The sequence below is a fragment of the Allobosea sp. Root381 genome (assembly GCF_001429395.1).
GTDB lineage: Bacteria > Pseudomonadota > Alphaproteobacteria > Rhizobiales > Beijerinckiaceae > Allobosea.
On the sequence record NZ_LMJT01000034.1, the window covers coordinates 112,407 to 133,778 of the forward strand.

The window sequence follows — 21,372 nt, forward strand, 5'->3', positions numbered from 1 at the left end:
CTCCGCATGGGACATGCTTCTCGCCGGGCGCCTCACCGAGGCAGGGCGTTGAATCGATCTTTCGCCTCCTGAATGCCGCCAGCATGCGCCTTCTCGTAAAGCGCGCGCGCCCGGGCCACTTCGCCCCGCGTGCCATAGGTGCCCCATGAGGACAGCACGCCCGGATCGTAGGTTTCCGCGAGCATGAAATGAGCCCGCGCGCTGCCCATCTCGGCGGCGCGCTCGAGCACGATCCGCGCCGAGCCTATGTCGCCCTGGCCCAGCAGCACGCTGGCGCGAGCGAGCAACCGCGTCGCTTCCGAGCTGCTCGGGGCCTCGGTTACAACAGGCAGCGTCGTCGCTGCCGCCTCGGCGGCTTGCGGCGGCTGGGATGGCTGGGCGCTCGTCGCAGGCGCCGACTGGGCGGGCGGATCGGGCGCCCGCCGCGCCGCCTCGAGATCCCGCATCAAACCCGCGGCCTTGTCGCGCTCCTCCTGCAATGTCTGGCCAAGCAGTGCCGTTGCGCGCTCGCCTGCCTGCTGCAGCTGTTGGGCCTCGCTGCTCGCCTGCTTCAGCTGTGCGGCTTGCGTCTCGATCTCGCTGCGGGCGGCCGACAGCTCGCTCGCCAATGCCGTACTGCGGCCGCGCTCCTCATCGAGGGTCTGGCGATGCTGTGCCGCGCTGGCGCTCAGCTCCTGCCGCGCTGCAGCCGCCTGCTGAGCCAGGTCAGCCGCTTTCCGACGCTCCTGTTCGAGCAGTTGCTCGACTGTTGCGACCTGTTCCTGCCTGGACCGCGCCGCATCACTGTTGGCCTGGAACAACCGCGCGGCCTGCGCCTCCATCTCACTGCGTGCCGCCGAGAGCTCGCTCGACAATGCCGTGCTGCGGCCGCGCTCCTGCTCGAGCAGTTGTCCGGCCTTTGCTGCCTCTGCCCGACTGGCCTGAACCGCCTCGCTGTTCGCCTGGCGCAGCTGCGCCACCTGAGCTTCCAGTTCCTGCCGCACTGCCGCCGCCTGCTGAGCCAGCGCGGCCGCCTTCTGACGTTCCTGTTCGACTGATTGCTGGGCCCGCGCGGCTTCCGCCTGCTGGGACTGCGTCGCCTCGCTGTTTGCCTGGCGCAGCTGGGCCAAATGCGTTTCGAGCTCGCGCCGTGCCGCCGCCAGTTCACCCGAAAGCGCGGTGTTCCGGTCACGCTCCTCGTCGAGCGTCTGGCGATGTTGCGTCGTGGCCGCGTTCAGCTCCTGCCGCAGGGTCGCGATCTCGGCGAGGGCCACCGCCTTCTGGCGCTCGAGTTCGGGCAACGGATCGGTCCTCGCGGCCTCGTCCTGACGGGCCGGCGCCGCTGCGTTGCCCAGCTGCCGCAACTGCGCGCCTTGCGTCTCGATCTCGCTGCGTGCCGCCGACAACTCGCTCGCCAATGCGGCGTTGCGAGCGCGCTGCTCGTCGAGTGCCTGGCGGTGCTGCTCCGCACTTGCGTCCAGCTCCTGCTTCGCAACCGCCGCCTTCTGGCGCTCCTGTTCGAGCAATTGCTGGGCCTTCGCGGCCTCCGCCTGCCTGGACTGAACCGTCTCGCTGCTCTCCTGGCGCAGCTGCGCGGTTTGCGTCTCCAGCTCACGCCGCGCCGTCGCCAGCTCGGTCGAAAGCGCAGCGTTGCGGGCGCGCTCCTCGTCGAGGGCTTGGCGGTGCTGCGCCGTGCTTGCGTCCAGATCCTGTTTCGCAGCCGCGGCCTGCCGAGCCAGCGCGGCCGCCTGCTGACGCTCCTGTTCGAGCAATTGCTCGGCCTTCGCGGCCTCTGCCTGCCTGGACTGAACCGTATCGCGGCTCTCCTGGCGCAGCTGCGCGGTTTGCGTCTCCAGTTCACGCCGCGCCGTCGCCAGCTCGGTCGAAAGCGCAGTGTTGCGGGCACGCTCGTCGTCGAGGGCCTGGCGGTGCTGCGCCGTGCTTGCGTCCAGATCCTGTTTCGCAGCCGCCGCCTGCCGAGCTAGCGCTGCCGCCTGCTGACGCTCCTGCTCGAGCAATTGCTCGGCCTTCGCGGTCTCCGCTCGCCCGGACTGAACCGTGTCGCTGTTCGCCTGGCGCAATTGCGCCAGCTGCGTTTCCTGTTCGCGCCGCGCCGTCGCGAGTTCGCTCGCAAGCACGGCGTTGCGGCCACGCTCTTCTTCGAGCCCCCTGCGCTGCTGCTCCGCTTTCTCCGTCAGCTCCTGGCGCGTCGCCGCGACTTGCCGAGCCAGGACGGCCGCCCGCTCGCGCTCCTGCTTGAGCGCCTGTTCGTTCGTAGGTGCCTCTGCCCGCAGCTGCGCATCCAGCCGCTCGATGGTGCGCCGGGCCTTGTCGAGTTCCTGCGTCAGAGCCTCGGCCTGCTGGGACTGCCGCTCCGGCGTTGCCTCCGCCGGCGCGCGGGCTACCGCTTGCGCGGCGTCCGGGAGGGCCGCCCTCGCGTCCGGGCCTTGCGACCGGCCGCTATCGGCAACGACGCCGCTTCCGCCTTTGAACCACCACCCTGAATCTTGCGTGTAGACGTAGAGCAGCAGCATCGCCGCCGCGCCGAGACCCACAGCCGGCAGGAAGAGCCGCCGCCCGGCCGCCCTGAACCTGCGGAATGTCGTGTGCTCTGCTTCGTCGTCCCGCTTGAGATAGGCATCGCGCGCCACCAGGTGCCAATGCGTCGGCGTGAGCTTGATCGGCGCGTTGTTCCTCCCGACCCATCCCCCTTCCTCGACCGACCATCGAGCCACGTCGCAGGCACCGCTCGCGTCATCCTCGAGGATGACGAAGTGCCCGTCCTTAGGCGCGGTTTCGATCGCGTGGCGCATGCAGGGGACGCCCGTCTTTCAGGGATATCGTCAGGCCATCCGGTCTCCACTTCGCATCCACCGGCCCATCGTCATCCCACGGCCGGTCGCGGTCAGGTTATCCCGAATGACGACGCCGCGCCATATCCACCAGAAGTAGCAGCGCCGCCTGCCACGGCGCTGCCCGACCAGCGTTTTTCAGAGCGGCAGGTCGCGCTGGCGCTGCTCGTACTCGGCCATCAGCGCTGGATGGATGGACCAGTATCCGCGGGGCCTCGCCCCCGTGAGCTGGTCCTCCAGCAGGCCGAGATGCAGGTGCCAGCCGCTCGAGACATTGGCCATGCGCGCCTTGGTCGCAAGCCGGCGATGAGTCAGCACGAGGCGGACCTTGTCGCCTTCCGGCGCAAGCTCGATCTCGACATCGGAATCCGGCTCGCCCACGCCCTGCCAGTTGAAAGACAGGCGGTGCGGGGGCTCCCAGGCGGTGACTGTGCCGCCCATCATAGAACCTTCGTCGTTCATCTTGCGGTATTCTTCAGGCGGCCGCTCGTCGGTGATCTGCGAATGCTTGAAGAACAGCTCGACCTTGCCCCCGGTGCGCGGCTCGGTCCTGCCGCCGCAGAACCAGGTCGCGCGCTTCTCGCCTTCCGTGAGATAGGCCCAGACCCGCTCGATCGGCCCGGGCAGCAGCCGCTCGAAGCGAACCGCGCCGCTTTCCAGTACCACGCCGTAAGTGCCCATCGTTGCAACCTGCGTCATCACGCCTCCTCGCCCGGATCGGGCTGCTGCAGGGCGGCCTCGAGAGCCGCCAGCCTCTCGGGCCAGAAGGCGCGCACGCGCCTGACCCATTGGTCGAAACCGTCGATGCCGGCAGGATCGAGCTCATAGATCCGCCGCTGTCCGGCCACCGTGACCGTCACCAGCCCGGCCTCGCGCAACGTCTTGAGATGCTGCGAGATCGCCGGGGCCGACACCGTGAACCGCTCGCCGATCTCCCCTGCCGAAAGCGCGCCTTGCGCCAGCATCTCGACGATGCGGCGGCGGGTCGGGTCGGCAAGGGCGGCGAAACTGTCCATGGCCGTATATTTCGCCATTAACTTAATTAAGTCAATATCAAATTATTGTGCGGCGCTTTCGGTCTGCCCCCTCGGCGGCGCCGACCCTTGAATCGGGCGGGCCGTTCGGCCATTGCGAGGCTCCTTTCACGGTCTTCACGCATGCCCATCCGCAACGCTTCCCTCGCCGGCATCGTCATGATGCTGCTCGGCATCCTGCTGTTCTCCCTCAACGACGTGATGGGGAAATGGCTGGTCGCGACCTATACCGTCGGCCAGGTCCTGCTGATCCGCAGCGCCGCCGCGCTGCTGCTGATCTTGCCCTTCGTCTTCGCGCAGGGGCTGCGCCGCACGCTGAAGCCCGAGAAGCCCAAGCTGCAGGTCCTGCGCGTGCTCTTCGGCTCGGGCGAGGTGGCGCTGTTCTACCTCGCCGTCTCCTATCTGCCGCTGGCGGACACGATGACGATCTGGCTCGCGGCACCGATCTGGGTGGTGATCCTGGCCGCGCTTCTACTCGGCGAGCGTGTCGATGCCGGGCGCTGGCTCGTCGTCGCCATCGGCTTCGTCGGCGTCGCGATCGCACTCGACCCGACCGGCGCGAGCCTTTCGATGCCGGCGCTGATCGCGCTCGTCGGCTCCGTGCTCTTCGCCGGCATGATGGTGGCCGGGCGCCAGCTGCGCGGCACGCCCGACGTGACGCTCGTCGCGTGGCAGACGCTGGGCGCGCTGGTGATGGGCATCGCCTTGCTGCCCTTCGGCTGGGTCACGCCAAGCCTGGCCGACACCGCCTTCATCGCCCTGCTCGGCGTCGTCGCCATGGGCGCGCATCTCTGCGTCACGCGCTCGCTCAAGCTGGCCGAGGCTTCCGTCGTGGTGCCCTATCAATACACGCTCATCGTCTGGGCGCTGGTCTTCGGCTGGTTCTTCTTCGGCGACTGGCCGACGCCGGCGATGCTGACGGGCGCCGCCCTGATCGTCGCGGCCGGGCTCGCCTTGCTCCTGCTCGAACGGCGCTCAGCCCCGGCGAAAGCCGCGCTTGATCTGCCCTGACCGCGCACGCGACACTCGACACGCGACACTTTAGGCTCTGCCCAGCTGGCGAAGGACACAAACATGGCGTTGATCACCTATCTCACCACCGTGAAATTCGGCTTCGGCGAAATCGCCGGCATCGAGGCGGACCTAGCCGGCCTCGGCGTGAAGAAGCCGCTGATCATCGCCGACAAGGGCATCGTTGCCGCAGGCATCGTCGAGACGGTGAAGGGCTCGTCCGCGCTTCTGGCCAGCGCCCCGGTCTTCGACGGCACGCCGACGAACCCGACCGAAGAGGCGGTCGAGGCTGCGCTCGCGCCCTATCGCGAGCATGCTTGCGACGGGCTCGTCGCCATCGGCGGCGGCTCGCCGATCGACCTCGCCAAGGGTGTGGCACTGCTCGCGACCCATCCGGGCTCGCTCGAAACCTATGCCGCGATCCTCGGCGGCATTCCGAAGATCACCGCCGCGGTCGCACCCGTCATCGCCGTGCCGACGACGTCCGGCACCGGCAGCGAAGTCGGCCGCGCCGCACTGATCACGCTGAAGGACGGCCGCAAGCTCGGCTTCATCGCGCCGCATCTGATCCCGAAGCTCGCGATCTGCGATCCCGAACTGACGCTCGGCCTGCCGGGCTGGCTGACCGCCGCGACCGGCATGGACGCGGTCACCCACTGCATCGAGACCTATCTCAGCCCGCGCGAGAACCCGCCGGCCGAGGCGATCGCCCTCGACGGGCTGAAGCGCGCCGCCGCCCATATCGAGCGCGCGGTCAAGGACGGCTCGGACCGCGAGGCCCGCAAGGAGATGATGATGGCGGCCCTGCAGGGCGGCCTGACCTTCCAGAAAGGCCTCGGCGCCGTGCATGCGCTCTCCCACCCGCTCGGCGGGCTGAAGGAGGTTTCGCTGCATCACGGCACGCTGAACGCCGTGCTGCTGCCGGCGGTTCTGCGCTTCAACGCCTCGCATGCGCAGGAGAAATATGCGGAGATCCGCCGCGTGCTCGGGCTCAGCGCCGATGCCGACCTCGCGGAATGGCTGGCCGGCCTGACCGCACACCTCGGCCTGCCGGCGAACCTCACCGCGATGGGCGTGCCGCGCAGCGTCGTGCCGGCCATCGCCGAAGCGGCGACCAAGGACCATTCCAGCGCGACCAACCCGCGCCCCGCCACCGCCGCCGATTATGCGGCGATGCTGGAAGCGTCTTTCTGACGGGCCTCCGTCATGGTCGGGCTTGCCCCGACCATCTCGCAAACCAGCGGGTTATCGTCCAGAGATTCTCGGGCCTTCGCTTCGCTCCGCCCGAGAATGACGGCCATCGGCTACATCAATACAGCCGCGTGCGATAGGCCTCCGCCAGGTTGGCCTCGGCCTCCTCGACGCTGATGCCCTTGGTCTGCTCCGAAACGATCCGGCCGAGCGTCGGGAAGGAACCGCGCTCGACCTGCGAGGCCGGATCCCAGAGCTTCGAGCGGATCAGCGCCTTGCCGCAATGGAAGAAGGCCTCCTCGACCTCGACCACGAGGCCGAGCGTCGGCGTGCGCTCCTGCACCGTCGAGGCCTCCAGCAGATCGGCATCGCGCGTCAGCCGCGCCCGGCCGTTGACGCGCAACGTCTCGGCGATTCCCGGCACCATGAAGATCAGCCCGACGCCCGGCGAGGAGAGGATGTTCCCGTAGCTGTCGACGCGGTTGTTGCCCCGCCGGTCAGGGATCAGCAGCGTGCGATCGTCCAGTACCTGCACGAAGCCCGGCGCATCGCCTCGCGGGCTGGCATCCGCCCGCCCGGCCCCATCGGCGCTCGCCAGCACCAGGAACGGCGAGAGCGCGATGAAGTCCCGGCAGAAGCTGTCGAGCCGGTCGATGACCTTGCGCTCGGCCAGCGGATGAAGCACGCCGATATGCGCCCTCAGTTCCGCCTGGTCTGCGATGCGCGTTGCGGGATCGTCGAGCTCTGCAGCCATGTCTTCCTCCTCCGGGGATTGCTACAAGTGTCGTCGATCGGGCGGCCCCGCGCCAGCCGGGCCGCCATGCCGCCTGTGCATCGGCCCGCCTGTGCATCGCCGGATCGAAATGCCACAGCGCCCGCCGAGTTGCGCCGAACCCGCCCGCGCGCCTTGACCCGTGACGCTGCGCCAGCCATCGTGTGACATCGATTATTGCATTCTGCACGAGGCCTTGCCCCATGCGCCGCGCATTGCTCCGAACAGCCCTCGCCTCCCTGGCCGTGATCGCAACGGCGGCCGCGGCGAACGCGTCGGGCACCCGCTATGTCCCCCCGGCCGACCGTGCCGAGAACCGCATCATCCCGATGTACGGCAATCTGCCCGCCTGCGAGGACCCCGCCGTGCTCGGCGAGATCACAAGCTGGTTCAATTCGCGCGAGGCGAAGTTCTGGGGCCCGCTCCAGGCCGTCGCCTATGACCGGATCAGGCCGATCGGCTTCCGCTCCTGGGGCGCCGATTTCATCCCGCGCCGCTTCTGCACCGGCCGCGTCGCCTTGAACGACGGCAGCTGGCACCGGGTCGACTATTCGGTGCGGGAGAATCTCGGCCTCTTCGGCTGGACCTGGAACGTCAACTGGTGCGTCAGCGGGCTCGATCGCCACCGCAGCTACGCACCCGACTGCCAGATGGCCCGCCCCGGCCCCGAGAGGTAAGCTTCCTCCGTGACGGTTGCGCGGTTCTGCCTGCGTCTGCTGGGCGTGCTCGGCCTTCTGGCCGGCGCGGCCCAGGCACAGGGCTTCAATCAACGCGGCGGCGGCGCGCCGGGCGATTTCGACTTCTATGTGCTGGCCCTGTCCTGGTCGCCGGGCTTCTGCGAGCTCGATGGCGACCGCAGCCGCAACCGCGAGCAATGCGCGGACGGCGCCGGGCTGCGCTTCGTGGTCCATGGTCTCTGGCCGCAGCGAGAGCGCGGCTATCCGAGCGATTGCGGCCCTGCCGGGCGCACGCCCTCGCGCATCGCGCTGGAGCAGGCGGAAGGGTTGTTTCCGACCGAGAGCCTGGCCCGCTACCAGTGGCGCAAGCACGGCACCTGCTCGGGCTCGAGCCCGAGCGACTATTTCGCCGATGTCAGGCGCGCCCGCGAGAAAATCGTGATTCCCCCCGTCCTTGCCAAGGCGGAGCGCGACCAGAACTGGGCCGCGATCGATCTCGAGCGCGCTTTCGTCGTCGCCAATCCCGGCCTGCGCACCGACATGATGTCCGTCGCCTGCCGGCGCGGCGTGCTGCAGGAGGTCCGCATCTGCCTGAGCAAGGACCTGCGGAATTTCCAGATGTGCCAGGAGGTCGACCGTTCGGGCTGCCGCCAGCGCGACATCACCGTCGTCGCGCCGCGCTGACAGGCGGCGCAAAGCCGCGTAAGAGCGCGGGATGAATTACCGCCACGGCTTCCATGCCGGCAACTTCGCCGATGTCCTCAAGCACGTCGTGCTGATGCGCATCCTCGCCCACCTCAACGGCAAGGCTACGCCCTATCGCGTTGTCGACACCCATGCCGGCGCCGGCCGCTACGACCTCGGCTCCGAGGAGGCGTTGCGCACGCACGAATGGAAGGACGGCGTCGCGCGGCTCGACCGTTCGCCGCTGGCCCCCGCCGTCGAGGCACTGCTCAAGCCCTGGCGCGATGCGGTCGGTGCCGCGCGCAGCCTCTACGGCGCCGATGCCTATCCGGGCTCGCCCTGGCTCTGCCGGCAGGCGATGCGCCCGTACGACCGCCTGATCGCGGCCGAGCTGCATCCGCAGACATACAAGAGACTTGTGCAGATCATCGGCCGCGACGACCGCTGCAAGGCGCTGGCCATCGACGGTTGGAACGCCCTGCGGGCCAATGTCCCGCCCAAGGAGCGGCGCGGGCTCGTCCTGATCGATCCCCCCTTCGAGGAGAAGGACGAGTTCGAGACGCTGACGGCCGAGTTCATCGCCGCGCATCGCAAATGGCCGACCGGCATCTACGCGCTCTGGTATCCCCTCAAGGAGCGCCGCGCGATCGAACGCCTGCTCGACAGCGTGGCCCTTGCCGGGATCGGGCGGCTGCTGCGGCTCGAGATCGATGTCGACCGGCCGGAAGCTGCCGGCGGCCTGAGCGCGACCGGCATGCTGGTCGTCAATCCGCCCTGGCTGCTGGCGGAGGAGGCGCGGATACTGCTGCCCGCGCTGACGGAGCGCCTCGCCCAGGGGCCGCGCCCGCGCTATCTATGCGAGCCGATCCGTCCGGACGGCTGACCACCGCTCTTCGATTCAGGGTCTCGCCATGCTCGTTCTGCGCTCCTCCCCCGCCTCGCCCTTCGGCCGCAAGGTCAAGATGGCGGCCATCGAACTCGGCCTGATGGATCGCATCGAGATCGTCGCCGCCGACACGACCGATCCCGCGGAGGCGCTGCGCCAGCAGAACCCGCTCGGCAAGATCCCGACGCTCGTGCTCGAGGACGGCACCACCCTGTTCGATTCGCGCGTCATCGTGGAGTATCTCGACCATCTCGCCGGCGGCGACCGCCTCTTCCCGGCCGGCTCGGAGCGATTCGCGCAGCTGCGTCTCCAGGCGCTGGCGGATGGGCTCGCCGATGCGGCGCTGCTCCAGGTCTACGAAATCCGCTTCCGCCCGGAAGAGGCGCGTAACGACGCCTGGGTCGCCAACCAGTCGGGCAAGGTCTCGCGGGCACTCGCCGCGCTCGAAGCCGCGCCGCCGGCCTTCGCCGACCGGCCGCGAATCGGCGAGATCGCGCTCGCCTGCGCGCTTGGCTATCTCGATCTGCGCTTCGCCGCGGCTTGGCGCGCCGACCATCCGAGCCTCGTCGCCTGGCTCGACGCCTTCGCCGCCAAGGTCCCGGCCTTCGAGGCGACCCGCTTCAAGGGCTGAGGGCCCGGCGCACCGGCTGCCGCGCCAAGGAGCACGCCGTCATTCCGGGACGCCTGCAGGGCGAGCCGGAATGACGGCGGCCTGCACCCATCGCCTCGAATCCGAACGTCGTTTCGGCCGCCGAGACCTGTCCGCCGTCGTCCAGGCAACAAAAAACCCGGTGGCCGAAGCCACCGGGTTCATGAGATCCCCGGGAGGGGAGGCAGACTAGAACTTGTAGTTCAGGCCGGCGCGGACAACCGAGAAGTCGGTGCCAACCTTGACGCCCGAGTCGAACACGTTCTTTTCGCCGAGGTCGACGTAGAGGTACTCGACCTTGGCGGTCCAGTTGTTGGTGAAGGCGTACTCGAGGCCGGCGCCGACGGCGTAGCCGCCCGTGTGCGACTTGTCGGTCGAACCACCAGCGAAGGCGCCCGCCGGGCCGATCGTGGTCTTCACGTTGCCGTAGGCCCAACCACCGGTGACGTAGGGCAGGAACCGGTCGAAGGCCAGACCGACGCGGGCACGGACCGTGCCGAAGTAGTCGGTGCGGACGCGATCGCCGAAGGAGTTCGAGCCGGTGTTCAGGTCAGCGCCCTGGATGTCGGCCTCGACGCCGAGGACGAACTGGCCCATCTGGTAGTTGTAGCCGATCTGGCCGCCGCCGACGAAGCCGTCGAGGTCGCCGATGTTGACCGTGCGGGTGGTGCCGAACGTACCGGCGTTCACGTTGCCCCAGGCGTAGCCGGCGTTCACACCGACGTAGAAACCGGTCCAGGTGAAGACGGGAACGTAGACCGGCGCAACGACCGGGCCCTTGCGGGACGGCAGATCGGCAGCCGAAGCGGCGCCGGCTGCGACGATGCCCAGAGCTGCAACGCTCGCAAGCAGATACTTCTTCATGATAAACTCCTCAGTCGTCGCTTCTGCCGGTCGGCCCGGCGGGTGATTTCGATAGCATCGTTATAGGGCAGGCTACTGGCTTTGTCTGTTGCATCCGAAGCACAGCTACCTCACAGACCGCGGCAAAAATGGGGCACGATTGAGATGACTGCCTCAAATCGGTAAAAACCGATTAATCTTTATTAAAGCAAGATGAATGGTAAATCGAATACTAATACCGCGGCGGCGATAGACTTTCCTCCGGCTACGAACGCCGCGGCTCGCATTAGGTTCCCTATCTCGCCACAATTTCCGCACGCTGGCTTGCGCGCAATCTGGCGGGTGCTTAAGCGTCGCTTCGTCAGGCAGGAATAGCGAGGCTTCCGGGTGCCGCCTCTTTCGATTTTCATCATCGCCCGCGACGAGGCCGACCGCATCGCACGCACCATCGCGGCGGTTCGCGCGCTCAGCGACGACATCGTCGTGATCGATTCCGGCTCGACCGACGGCACGCAGGCGATCGCAGAATCACTCGGCGCCCGCGTCATCTTCAATCCCTGGCCGGGCTACGGCCCGCAGAAGCGATTCGCCGAGGATCAATGCCGGCACGACTGGCTGCTGAATCTCGATGCCGACGAGGTCGTGCCGCCGGACCTCGCGGCGGAGATCGCAAGCCTCTTCGCCAATGGCGAGCCCGCCGCCGATGCCTTTGAGCTGCGCATCGCCGAGATCTTCCCGGGAGAGCCTGCGCCGCATCGCCTCGCCTACGCGCTTGCGCCGGTCAGGCTCTATCGCAAGGACAAGGGTCGCTATTCGCCCTCCCCGGTGCATGATCGCGTCGATCTCGTCGCCGGTGCCCGTGTCGCCCGGCTCAAGGGCACGGTCCACCATTTCTCGGTGCGCTCGCTCGGCGAGCAGATGGCCAAGCTCAACGGCTATAGCGACGCCCAGGCCGACGACCTCGACAAGCGCGGCATCACGCTCTCCGTCTTCCGGCTCGTCGCCGAGTTCCCGGCGAACTTCATCAAGGCCTATATCGGCCGGCGCCACGCCTTGCGTGGCGTCTATGGCTTCATGACCGCGATGAACTACGCCTTCTACCGCTATCTCAGGGTCGCCAAGCACTGGGAAAGGCGGCTGCAGCGCCGCACGGACGCTGCCGCGCCGCCGCAGCAGAAGTCGGACGAGAACTGACGGGTCCGCAGCCTGTCACCCGCCGCGGCCGAATCGCGCAGCGCTCACGCGCCCGGGTCGGGACGATAGGGCGCACGGCCGCTGGCGAGCGCGCTGTCGAGCAGTTCGAGCCTGTCCTGCCCCCAGAACACCTCGCCATCGAGCACATAGCTCGGTGCGCCGAACACGCCGGCCTCGACGGCAGCGGCAATCGTGGCCTCGTAGCGCAGCTGCAACTCTTCGCCCTCGGCCGCCGCCGCGAGCGCCTGCGCATCGAAGCCGGCCGCCCGCGCGATGGCAAAGATCGCTTCCGGCCGCGTCATGTCGTCGTTGCGGGCCCAGACGCCAGCCATGATTTCGGCCATGAAACGGCCGGGGTCGCCGCCGGCCGATGCGATCGCGATCACGAAGCGGTCGGCGAGCGAGGGATCGAACGGAAAATGCTTGGGCTGCAGCACGAGCGGCAGCTCGCGACGTTCGCGCCAGCGCTGCAGATCCAGCAGCCGATAGCGCTGGCGCACCGGATGGCGCTTGGGGAGCGGCAGGCCACCCGTCTCGTCGAAGACGGCGCGCAACGGCACCGGCCGGTAGACGATCTCGCAGCCATGCCGCCGCGCGATGTCCAGGAAGAGAGCGTGCCCGAGATAAGTCCAGGGCGAATGCAACGAGAAAAAGTACGCGATCGAGCGGGGCAAGTTCGGGCTTTCCATGATTTGGCCGGCGGAGCTCGTCGCCGCGCGGCGCAGGTTGTCCCCTGTCTCGGACGGCCATGGCGCGCGGCGGCGAATGGTGATGAGGCGGGCAGCGAGACGAGGGGTCGCCGCCCGGTGAGCCCTTCGCCGATCAGGCGGTCCTGTTCTTCAGCCCGCCGATGATGGCGGTCAGGATCGCTCCGCCGGCGCCGCCGCCGATCAGATGCGTCAGGACGCCGCCGATGGTCAGGTTGCCGCTCTGGGCCGCAGCGCTGACCGCCGGCAGCACGAGAGGGATGAGCTGGCCGAGCACGCCACCGCCGACAAGGCCGGCAAGCGTGTTGCCCAGTGTTCCGAGATCGAAGGTTGGAGAGGCTTTTCCCGCAGCGTTGCCGCCGATCGCACCGGCAACGAGATTCATCAAAATCTGTTCCATGCTACCCCCAAAAGCCACATGATGTGGCGAGGGAACGATGACTCCGGCGCTGAGTCGATGCAACTCCCACTGGAAACGCGGCGGGAGTTCGCCAGATGGAGTTCAGCCCAGCGCGATCGCCGAGATCAGCCGGCCGTAGTCGGGCTCGGAGCGGTGGGTCGCGCGCCGATAGCTGAAAAAGCGCTGCTCGTCGCCATAAGTGCACAGCGAGAGATCGATGAAGCGGCCGATTCCCGCCTCCTGCGCCTTCGAGGCGATGAAGGCCGGCAGGTCGAACATCCCATGGGCCGGCCGCTCGGAGGCGGTGAAGAAGCGCGCATAGGTCGCGTTCGCCGCCTTGAAGCGCTCCAGGAACTCCGGGCCGACCTCGTAAGCCTTCGCGCTGATCGTCGGCCCGAGCACGGCGATGATGCGCTCGCGGCGCGCACCGAGCTTTTCCATGGCGGTGACGGTCGCGGCGACAATGCCGGTGAAGGCGCCCTTCCAGCCGGCATGCGCCGCGCCGATCACCTTCGCCTCGCTGTCCGCGAACAAGATCGGCCCGCAATCGGCCGTGGACACGCCGAGCGCGACGCCGGGCGCGACGCTGACCATGGCATCGGCCTTCGGCCTGTCGCCGGTCCAAGGGCCGGTCACGATCTCCACATCGGCCGAATGCACCTGGTAGAGGCTGACGAGGTGGCCCGGCGCCACATCGAGCTTTGCCGCCATGCGCGCCCGGTTCTCCGTGACGGCGGCCTTGTCGTCGGCGGAACCGCTACCGCCGTTCAGCGAGGCATAGATGCCGGTCGAGACGCCGCCCTCGCGGGTGAAGAAGGCATGGCGGATGCCGGTTTCGGCGGCGAGATCGGCAGAGGTGATGAGCATCGTATCGTCCGGTTTCGCGGCGTGCCGCTGTCGTCAGCCCTGCTCTGGCAGCCGATGAAGGTCAAATCCGGGCAGCGGCGGCAAGTCGGGATGGGTTAGCGCGAGAACCTTGAACAAATCGCCCATGCCGGTCGCAGCCCCCGCGGTCAGGCGGTCGAATGCGGCTGCGATCTCTTGTGCCTGCTCCGGGCTCGCCTTGCCGGAAAGCGCTTGGGCGCGTTCGGCCAGCCCCAATGCGAGCAGGAAAGCGCCCTGCCGCACCGGGCCATGCGCCGCCGCGCCGGCGCGCAAGCCGGCCTGCGCCATCCGCGCGAAATCGACATGCACGGTGAGGTCGGCATCGCCCGGTCCGGACAGCGGATCGACGAAGGCGTGCCGCCGCATCGCCTGCAGCGTGTCGCCGAAACCGGTTTCGGCCGAGCCGTAATCGAGGAACAGCGCTCCGCCGCCGAAGCGCCCGACATGGCCCGCGACCCGCGAAACCAGAGCGAGCGCGGCGTGCGGCTGCTCGAGAACGGCGCCCATCGGCCCCGGCGGCAGCGGCGCCTGCGCCTCGGCGTGGCCTGAAAGGCCGAACACCAGCTCGCCTTCGGCATCGAGCCCCACCAGCCGCTGGCGCCAGCCTTCCGGCGTCATCACGAACTGGTCCAGCGGCAAGGCGTCCAGCAGCTCGTTGGCGATGACGATGGCCGGGCCCTCCAGCGCCGTCTCGGCACGATCATGCCAAACCGGCTCGGCCTTGCCGGCCAGCGTCTCCTTCTGGATCTCGCGCAGCACCGGGCTGGTCTCGACCAGATGCACGCAAGCCGCCTCGCGGAAGCCCGGCACGATCCGCGCCGCGCGCAGCATGTCGGCCATCAGCGTACCGCGCCCGGGCCCGATCTCGACCAGGGCGAAACGCGGCGGCGCGCCCATCGCCTGCCAGAGATGCCCCGCCCAGAGCCCGAGCATCTCGCCGAACATCTGGCTGATCTCGGGCGCAGTGGTGAAGTCGCCCGCCGCGCCGAAGGGATCGCGCGTCATGTAGTAGCCGTGCTGCGGATGCGAGAGCGCGAGCGCCATGTAGTGCGAGACCGGGAGCGGCCCTTCGTCGGCGATCAGGCGGACGAGTTCCGCCTTGAGCGCGCTCACGCGGCGGTCCGCCTTGCGCGAAGTGCCAGGAAGAGCCCGGCGACGAAGAGCGGCAGCGACAGCAGCATGCCCATGGTGATCCCGCCCGACAGCGCATCGACCGAACGGCCGAACAGGAAGCCGAGCTGCGGGTCCGGCTCGCGGAAGAACTCGCAGACGATGCGCGCCACCGCATAGCCCATGCCGAACACCCCGGCGACGAGGCCCGGCCGCCGGAAGCCGCCAGCCCTGACCAGCAGCGCCAGCAGGATGAACAGCAGAAGCCCCTCCCCCAGCGCCTCATAAAGCTGGCTCGGATGGCGCGGCAACGGCCCGGCATTCGGAAAGACCATGGCCCAGGGCACGTCCGGCGCCGAACGCCCCCAGAGCTCGGCATTGATGAAATTGGCGATGCGGCCGAGGAAGAGCCCGATCGGCACCACCGCGGCGGCGAGATCGAACACCGAGAGCATCGGATAGCCGCGCCGCTTCGCGAACAGCCAAAGCCCCGTCGCCGCGCCGACGAGCCCGCCATGGAACGACATGCCACCCTGCCAGATCGCGAGGATGTCCTGCGGCCGGGAGAGATAGCGCTGGAGATCGTAGAACAGCACGAAGCCGAGTCGCCCGCCGAGCACGACGCCGAGCGCGACGAACAGCAGCATGTCGTCGAGTTCCTCTGCCTTCGGCCGGGCACGGCCGCCCCAGAGCGGCTCGGACGCCACCAGCCGGCGCGCATACCACCAGCCGCCGAGGAGGCCTACGACATAGGCGAGCCCATACCATTTCACCGAGAGCGGCCCGAGCTGCAGCGCGACGGGGTCGATCATCGGAAAGGCGATGGCGAAGCTGGGCATGCACGTTACGTCCGGTGGCGGGCGCATGGTGATGGCTGCGCCGCCGCGATGCGGTCAAGCGAAAAGGCTCGCGCTGGCAACGCACCGAGCGAGACTGCGCCGGTTCAAAGAGGCCGGCGCAGTCTCGAGATTGCTATTGTCCCACCAGTGCCGGCAGAGCCTGAACCTTGGTCACCGGCGGCGGGTTCCAGCGTCCGGTGAGCGCGTCCGATTGCGGACCATAAAGCCGCATCGTCAGGTTGAACGGCCCTTTCGGAGCCGGCAGCCAGTTGGCCTCCCGGTCCTTTCCGGGGCTCTCGTTCTGCAGATACAGCGTCAGCGAGCCGTCGGGATTGTATTTGAACGGCATCCAGCTGCTGACGGCGAAGCGATTGAGGCTGTTGGCGACCTGGAAACCCTCCTGATCATAGAGCGTGATCGACCAGAACGCGTTGACCGGCGGGGCGGCCCCCTTCTCGAACTGGATCGTGTACTTGCCGCCCCCGTCGAGCGGCCTGCCGGCTTCGTCGCCGAGATTCAGCGGATAGATCGCGTCCTCCGGCAGGTTCGCGCCGAGCCCGACCTGCGCCACGATGGCCCGCTTGAGATAGTAGTTGCCGTAGACGCCCATCGTGTCGGTGTTCATCGACCAGTGGTTGACGACGCGCGCCAGCGTCGGAATCTTCCACTCCATCAGCTTGCGCGCAGCCTCCGGCGTGCCTTCCAGCCCCTTCTTCGCAGCGGGGGAGAGCTTGTCGGGATCGAAGCCCTTGCCCGGCTCGATACCGATGCGCTTCATCCGCGCGATGATCGGCTGGTCGGTGAGATGCGGCGGGTGCAGCTTCAGGAGCTCGGCCGCATAGGCGAAGTACTGCGCGACCGGCATGGAATCGACCTGCAGCTTCGGCGCGGTCTTCATGTCGACGGCGGGGTCTATCTTCACCTCCACGGCGCGGGGCGGCTTGCCCCAATCCGACAGCGGCGTGACCTTGTAGCCGGCCTGGATCTTGTGGACCGCGTCGTAATCGGCCGGCCCGTCCGTCTTGGTCCGGCCGATGACCCAGACGGTCGGCGTCGGGGCGTCGATCCGCGTCATCTCCTCGGGAACCTGGCCGCTCCATTTCGGCGGAGCGAGCAGGAAGTTGCCGGCCTGCGTTCCGGTCGTGCGCCACCCCGGCGATGCGAACACGTCGGACCACATGTCGAGCATCGGCATGAGATAGAACCGCCCGCCTGTATCGGGCACGGACACCACCGCGGCATCCTTCGACATGTCGATCCAGGCGATCGAGTACAGCGTGTCGAAATTGGGCCGCACGACGTCCCTGAAATCGGCGGGCGGGAATTCGGGGACGTTGACGAACATGTTCATCGGCCCGCGCCCGAAGACCTTGCCGGGCTCGATATTGGTGGCCTGCCGGCGCGTGATATCCATCGTCACCAGCGGATAGAGATAGATATAGGCGTCGACCGCGATCGAATGCGCCTCGGCTTCGGTCGGGGGCGGAGCGGCGCCTTGAGCCAGCGCCGCCGGAGCGGCAAACGAAACCAATAAAGCACAGATAGACGAGACAAAAAAATCTCTAGCCATCTTCCCCTCCGGTGCTGATTTATTGAATGAACCTAGATGACGGCCATGCATATCCTTCTGCTGAAGCCGCACCACCGCAGCGCGTTTCGATAGTGGCTGAGCATCTTGCCGGGGTCACTGCGAGCCCGGGCAAGCCTGGCCGATTATGACCCTGCGTAAGCGTCACGCAACCCGGCAGATCGGCGGCTCGCGAAACCCAGAGCCTGCTCGATGGCATGGGCGTATCGCCCGACGACGGCGGCCTGAAAGCGTGCTGGAACTGCGCCGTCATTCCGGGGCATGCCGCAGGCCCGCGCCCGGAATGACCGGTATTGCCGGCGGATCAGCCTTGCGAAGTCAGGCGATGCCGCCCGGCAAGATCGACACCACCCGCGTCGTCACAGCTTCACAACGAGCTTGCCGAAATTCGCGCCGTCCAGAAGCCCGATGAAGGCCTCGGGCGCGTTGGCGAGGCCCTCGACGATGTCCTCCTTGTACTTCACCGCCCCGGTCGCGATCCAGGACGCCATCTCGCGCTCGAAGGCGGGGCGCTGCTCGGCGACGAATTCGCGCTGGATGAAACCGCGGATGGTCAGGCTCTTGGTCAGGATCTGGCGCATCAGCACGGGCAGGCGATCCGGCCCCTCGAAATCGCCGCTGCTGTTGTACTGGGCGATCAGCCCGCAGACCGGGATGCGCGCGAAGGGGTTGAGCAGCGGGAACACCGCATCCCAGACCTTGCCGCCGACATTCTCGAAATAGACGTCGATGCCTTTCGGACAGGCCGCCGCCAACTGCGCCGGGAAGTCGGGCGCCTTGTGATCGATGACCGCATCAAAACCGAAGACATCGCGAACATAGGCGCATTTCTCCGCCCCACCGGCGATGCCGACCGCCCTCGCCCCCTTGATCCGCGCGATCTGGCCGACCGCCGAGCCGACCGGCCCGCTCGCCGCGGCGACGACGACCGTCTCGCCCGGCTTCGGCTGGCCGATGGTGAGGAGGCCGGAATAGGCGGTGAAGCCGGGCATGCCGAGCACGCCGAGCGCCGTCGTGAGCGGGGCCGCGGCGGGGTCGAGCTTGCGCAAGCCCTCGCCCTTGGCCAGCGCATGCGACCGCCAGCCCGAATGCGAGAGCACGATGTCGCCGGCCTTGAAGCCCGGATGCCGGCTCTCGAGCACTTCGGCAACGGTCCCGCCCTCCATCGCCTGGCCGATCTCGACCGGCGCGGAATAGGATTTCGCATCGCTCATCCGGCCGCGCATATAGGGGTCGAGCGAGAGATAGAGGATCTTCAGCAGCACCTGGCCATCGGACGGCGCCGGGATCGGCCCCTGCTCCAGACGAAAGTTCGCGGACGTCGGCCGCCCTTCGGGGCGCGAGGCCAGGACGATCTGCTGGGTTTCGACTTCAGACATCACGGACATGACCTTTCAGGATGGCGGGAAGGTTGTCGGGCCAAATCGTCACGATCGATTCGACGAGGTCTGTCATCGACCACCATTTGGCCTCGGTCATGACGTCGCGTCCCTGGGCCGTCCAGCCATCTGTGGACAGAACCGTTTCGTCGACATCAATCAGGAAGAAGCGCTCCTGCGCCATCACCTGCTCGCCATCGGGAAGCTGAAGCACGAACTCCCGCGTAGCAATCGATGGACCGATCGCCTCCACAAGAATGCCGGTTTCCTCGCGCAGTTCCCGGATCGCGGCCTCCTCATATGTTTCGCCGGGATCGAGCCCGCCACCCGGCGTGGCCCAGGAGTCCTGACCGGCCAGCGCACCATCTCGGAAGACGAAGCGGAAGAGCAGCACGCGCCCTTCGCGATCGACGATCAGCAACCTCGACGAGGGGCGACAGCGCATGAACTAAATCCCTTACTGGATCATCCTGCTGACATGACGAAACGCCTCGCGCATCCTACATGCGTGCCATGAATCGCGAACGCCAGTCCGATCTGCCGGATACAGAGATCGAGGTCGAAGCCGAGGAGAGCCTCCCCGCCCCCGTGCTCGATCTCGGCGAGGCCGCGCCCGGCGCGCTGAAGCACGGCATCGAGGTCATCGCTGGCTTCGCCAAGCATCTGCCGAACAAGCCCGGCGTCTACCGGATGTTCGATCGTGCCGGCGAGGTGCTCTATGTCGGCAAGGCCAAGAACCTGAAGAACCGTGTGACGGCCTATGCGCGCGGCATGGCGCATACCAACGCCGTCGCCCGCATGATCGCCGAGACGGCGAACATGGAGTTCGTCACCACCGGCACCGAGACCGAGGCGCTGCTGCTCGAGTCGAACCTGATCAAGCAGCTCCGGCCGCGCTACAATGTGCTGCTGCGCGACGACAAGAGCTTCCCCTATATCCTTCTGACCGGCGACCATGAGGCGCCGCAGATCGCCAAGCACCGCGGCTCGCGCCATCGCAAGGGCGATTATTTCGGCCCCTTCGCCTCGGTCTGGGCGGTCGAGCGCACCATCGACGCGCTGCAGAAAGCCTTCCTGCTGCGCTCCTGTACCGACTCTTTCTACGAGAACCGCACGCGGCCCTGCCTGCTCTTCCAGATCAAGCGTTGTTCCGGCCCCTGCACCGGCGAGATCTCGATCCCCGACTATCAGGCGCTCGCCGGCCAGGCCCGCGACTTCCTCTCCGGGCGCTCGTCCAGCGTGAAGCAACTGCTCTCCGCCCGCATGCAGGACGCCGCCGAAAACCTCGAATTCGAGAAGGCGGCGCGCTATCGCGACCGGCTGGCGGCGCTGTCAGCCGTGCAGGCCGGGCAGGACATCAACACGCAGGGCGTCGAGGAGGCGGACGTCTTCGCCATCGACGAGCAGGCCGGGCAGTTCTGCGTCGAGATCTTCTTCTTCCGCAACAAGCAGAACTGGGGCAATCGCGCGCTGTTTCCGCGCGCCGACCGCAGCCTGACACCGGCCGAGGTTCTGGCCTCGGTGGTGACGCAGTTCTACGACGACAAGCCGCCGGCCCGGCTGGTGCTGCTCTCGCACCCGGTCGAGGAGATCGAGCTGATTGCGCAGGCCTTGTCGGCGCGGGCCGGCCGCAAGGTCGAGGTCGCGAACCCGAAGCGCGGCGAGCGGGTCGACCTCGTCGAGCACGCCCGCAAGAACGCCCGCGAGGCGCTCTCCCGCAAGCTCGCCGACAATGCCGGCCAGAGCTCGCTGCTGGCGGCGCTCGGCACGGCGTTCGGCATGGACAAGCCACCGCGCCGCGTCGAGGTCTACGACAACTCCCACATCATGGGCACCAACGCGGTCGGCGGCATGATCGTCGCGGGCCGCGACGGCTTCATGAAGAGCCATTACCGCACCTTCAACATCTCGGCCGACACCATCGCCGGCGATGATTTCGGCATGATGCGCGAGGTGCTGACGCGCCGGTTCGCGAGGCTGGCGAAGGAAGGCGCAATCTCTCTCAGCCCTCATTCTGGAGAGGCCGCTTCAGCGGCCGTCTCGAAGGATGCTCCAGCAAGCGATGGAGCCTCTGCGAACATCCTTCGAGACGCGCCTGACGGCGCTCCTCAGGATGAGGGCTCGCGTGAGGCGGGCATTCCCCCGGATGCCCCGGAAGACATTGACGACGACGCCTTCCCCTCCCGCCCGGATCTCGTGATCGTCGACGGCGGCAAGGGCCAGTTCGAGGCGGCTCGCGCGATCATGGCCGGGCTCGGCGCCGGCGACATCCCGCTCGTCGCCATCGCCAAGGGCGCCGACCGCAACGCCATGCGCGAGACCTTCCACATGGTCGGCCGCGAGCCCTTCAAGCTGCCGCCGCGGGAACCTGCGCTCTACTTCATCCAGCGCCTGCGCGACGAGGCCCATCGCTTCGCCATCGGCACCCATCGGGCACGGCGCAAGAAGGACACGATGAAGAACCCGCTCGACGAGATTCCCGGGATCGGGCCCTCGCGTAAACGGGCGCTGCTTCTGCATTTCGGCACGGTCAAGGCGATCAAGCGCGCCAAGCTCGACGACCTGATGCGCACGCCCGGCGTCAATGCGGCCACGGCCAAAGCGGTACACGACTATTTTCACGATGGGTGAGAGCGGCCCGGAGCTCCGTATGCCTCATTCTCCGAGGCTGACGATGAAGCGCGCGGTCATC

The 21,372-nt window shown here is 67.7% G+C and carries 21 protein-coding genes; 8 read left to right on the forward strand and 13 right to left on the reverse strand.

Annotation, left to right across the window (positions count from 1 at the left end; genetic code table 11):
* Positions 1 to 32: 32 nt before the first annotated feature.
* From ASE63_RS20390 to ASE63_RS20400, 3 genes are all read right to left on the reverse strand, one after another.
* Positions 33 to 2,792 (reverse strand): hypothetical protein, encoded by a 2,760-nt coding sequence (locus ASE63_RS20390; RefSeq protein ID WP_056805678.1) that lies wholly within the window; start codon positions 2,790 to 2,792, stop codon positions 33 to 35.
* A 177-nt stretch (positions 2,793 to 2,969) separates the two neighbouring features.
* Complete coding sequence (locus tag ASE63_RS20395) at positions 2,970 to 3,530, reverse strand: SRPBCC family protein (protein ID WP_056805679.1); 561 nt, start codon at positions 3,528 to 3,530, stop codon at positions 2,970 to 2,972.
* Positions 3,530 to 3,847, reverse strand: a complete 318-nt coding sequence (locus ASE63_RS20400; protein ID WP_056806163.1) for a metalloregulator ArsR/SmtB family transcription factor — start codon at positions 3,845 to 3,847, stop codon at positions 3,530 to 3,532. Before ASE63_RS20400 ends, ASE63_RS20395 begins: the two co-directional genes overlap by 1 nt.
* Before the next feature lie 141 nt (positions 3,848 to 3,988).
* Here ASE63_RS20400 and ASE63_RS20405 point away from each other — a divergent pair, with 141 nt between their 5' ends.
* Both ASE63_RS20405 and ASE63_RS20410 read left to right on the forward strand, forming a co-directional pair.
* Positions 3,989 to 4,876: a DMT family transporter gene (locus tag ASE63_RS20405; RefSeq protein WP_056805682.1), complete on the forward strand. Its 888-nt coding sequence runs from the start codon at positions 3,989 to 3,991 to the stop codon at positions 4,874 to 4,876.
* A 63-nt stretch (positions 4,877 to 4,939) separates the two neighbouring features.
* Complete coding sequence (locus tag ASE63_RS20410; RefSeq protein WP_056805685.1) at positions 4,940 to 6,070, forward strand: iron-containing alcohol dehydrogenase; 1,131 nt, start codon at positions 4,940 to 4,942, stop codon at positions 6,068 to 6,070.
* Positions 6,071 to 6,185: 115 nt separating this feature from the next.
* Here the strand turns inward: ASE63_RS20410 and ASE63_RS20415 are convergent, their stop codons facing one another.
* Positions 6,186 to 6,821, reverse strand: coding sequence for a pyridoxamine 5'-phosphate oxidase family protein (locus tag ASE63_RS20415; protein ID WP_056805690.1), 636 nt, complete (start codon positions 6,819 to 6,821; stop codon positions 6,186 to 6,188).
* A gap of 221 nt (positions 6,822 to 7,042) precedes the next feature.
* Between ASE63_RS20415 and ASE63_RS20420 the strand changes: the two genes are divergently transcribed.
* From ASE63_RS20420 to ASE63_RS20435, 4 genes are read left to right on the forward strand one after another with little or no spacing between them, the layout of a single operon-like run.
* Complete coding sequence (locus tag ASE63_RS20420; protein WP_056805693.1) at positions 7,043 to 7,516, forward strand: hypothetical protein; 474 nt, start codon at positions 7,043 to 7,045, stop codon at positions 7,514 to 7,516.
* 57 nt (positions 7,517 to 7,573) lie between these two features.
* Positions 7,574 to 8,200, forward strand: coding sequence for a ribonuclease T2 (locus ASE63_RS20425; protein WP_056806166.1), 627 nt, complete (start codon positions 7,574 to 7,576; stop codon positions 8,198 to 8,200).
* 31 nt (positions 8,201 to 8,231) lie between these two features.
* Positions 8,232 to 9,083, forward strand: a complete 852-nt coding sequence (gene rlmJ, locus ASE63_RS20430) for a 23S rRNA (adenine(2030)-N(6))-methyltransferase RlmJ (RefSeq protein WP_056805697.1) — start codon at positions 8,232 to 8,234, stop codon at positions 9,081 to 9,083.
* Positions 9,084 to 9,111: 28 nt separating this feature from the next.
* On the forward strand, positions 9,112 to 9,717 hold the full coding sequence (locus ASE63_RS20435; protein ID WP_056805700.1) for a glutathione S-transferase N-terminal domain-containing protein: 606 nt from the start codon (positions 9,112 to 9,114) through the stop codon (positions 9,715 to 9,717).
* Positions 9,718 to 9,924: 207 nt separating this feature from the next.
* On the opposite strand, the gene ASE63_RS20440 is transcribed toward ASE63_RS20435, so the two are convergent.
* Positions 9,925 to 10,599: an outer membrane protein gene (locus ASE63_RS20440; protein ID WP_056805703.1), complete on the reverse strand. Its 675-nt coding sequence runs from the start codon at positions 10,597 to 10,599 to the stop codon at positions 9,925 to 9,927.
* Positions 10,600 to 10,965: 366 nt separating this feature from the next.
* On the opposite strand from ASE63_RS20440, the gene ASE63_RS20445 reads away from it, so the two are divergent.
* Entirely contained in the window at positions 10,966 to 11,772 is an 807-nt protein-coding gene (locus ASE63_RS20445) for a glycosyltransferase family 2 protein (RefSeq protein WP_056805705.1), read from the forward strand.
* A 44-nt stretch (positions 11,773 to 11,816) separates the two neighbouring features.
* On the opposite strand, the gene ASE63_RS20450 is transcribed toward ASE63_RS20445, so the two are convergent.
* The 8 genes from ASE63_RS20450 to ASE63_RS20485 all read right to left on the reverse strand — a co-directional run bounded on the left by ASE63_RS20450 (position 11,817) and on the right by ASE63_RS20485 (position 19,101).
* Positions 11,817 to 12,446: a 2-hydroxychromene-2-carboxylate isomerase gene (locus ASE63_RS20450; protein WP_056805711.1), complete on the reverse strand. Its 630-nt coding sequence runs from the start codon at positions 12,444 to 12,446 to the stop codon at positions 11,817 to 11,819.
* Between the two features lie 148 nt (positions 12,447 to 12,594).
* A complete protein-coding gene (locus ASE63_RS20455) occupies positions 12,595 to 12,864 on the reverse strand; it encodes a hypothetical protein (RefSeq protein ID WP_244491496.1) in 270 nt (89 codons plus the stop codon).
* Positions 12,865 to 12,981: 117 nt separating this feature from the next.
* Complete coding sequence (pgeF, locus tag ASE63_RS20460; RefSeq protein ID WP_056805718.1) at positions 12,982 to 13,746, reverse strand: peptidoglycan editing factor PgeF; 765 nt, start codon at positions 13,744 to 13,746, stop codon at positions 12,982 to 12,984.
* A gap of 33 nt (positions 13,747 to 13,779) precedes the next feature.
* Positions 13,780 to 14,877, reverse strand: a complete 1,098-nt coding sequence (locus tag ASE63_RS20465) for a class I SAM-dependent methyltransferase (protein ID WP_056805721.1) — start codon at positions 14,875 to 14,877, stop codon at positions 13,780 to 13,782.
* Positions 14,874 to 15,713 carry a prolipoprotein diacylglyceryl transferase gene (gene lgt / locus ASE63_RS20470; protein WP_056805724.1) on the reverse strand — a complete coding sequence of 280 codons (840 nt, stop codon included), beginning with the start codon at positions 15,711 to 15,713 and terminating at the stop codon, positions 14,874 to 14,876. Before lgt ends, ASE63_RS20465 begins: the two co-directional genes overlap by 4 nt.
* A gap of 133 nt (positions 15,714 to 15,846) precedes the next feature.
* Complete coding sequence (locus tag ASE63_RS20475; RefSeq protein WP_056805725.1) at positions 15,847 to 17,283, reverse strand: DUF1254 domain-containing protein; 1,437 nt, start codon at positions 17,281 to 17,283, stop codon at positions 15,847 to 15,849.
* 377 nt (positions 17,284 to 17,660) lie between these two features.
* Positions 17,661 to 18,680 carry an NADP-dependent oxidoreductase gene (locus tag ASE63_RS20480; protein ID WP_056805728.1) on the reverse strand — a complete coding sequence of 340 codons (1,020 nt, stop codon included), beginning with the start codon at positions 18,678 to 18,680 and terminating at the stop codon, positions 17,661 to 17,663.
* Positions 18,673 to 19,101, reverse strand: a complete 429-nt coding sequence (locus tag ASE63_RS20485; protein ID WP_348271369.1) for an NUDIX domain-containing protein — start codon at positions 19,099 to 19,101, stop codon at positions 18,673 to 18,675. The genes ASE63_RS20480 and ASE63_RS20485 overlap by 8 nt, the downstream gene beginning before the upstream one ends.
* A gap of 92 nt (positions 19,102 to 19,193) precedes the next feature.
* Between ASE63_RS20485 and uvrC the strand changes: the two genes are divergently transcribed.
* Complete coding sequence (uvrC, locus tag ASE63_RS20490) at positions 19,194 to 21,311, forward strand: excinuclease ABC subunit UvrC (RefSeq protein ID WP_056805732.1); 2,118 nt, start codon at positions 19,194 to 19,196, stop codon at positions 21,309 to 21,311.
* Positions 21,312 to 21,372: the final 61 nt, after the last annotated feature.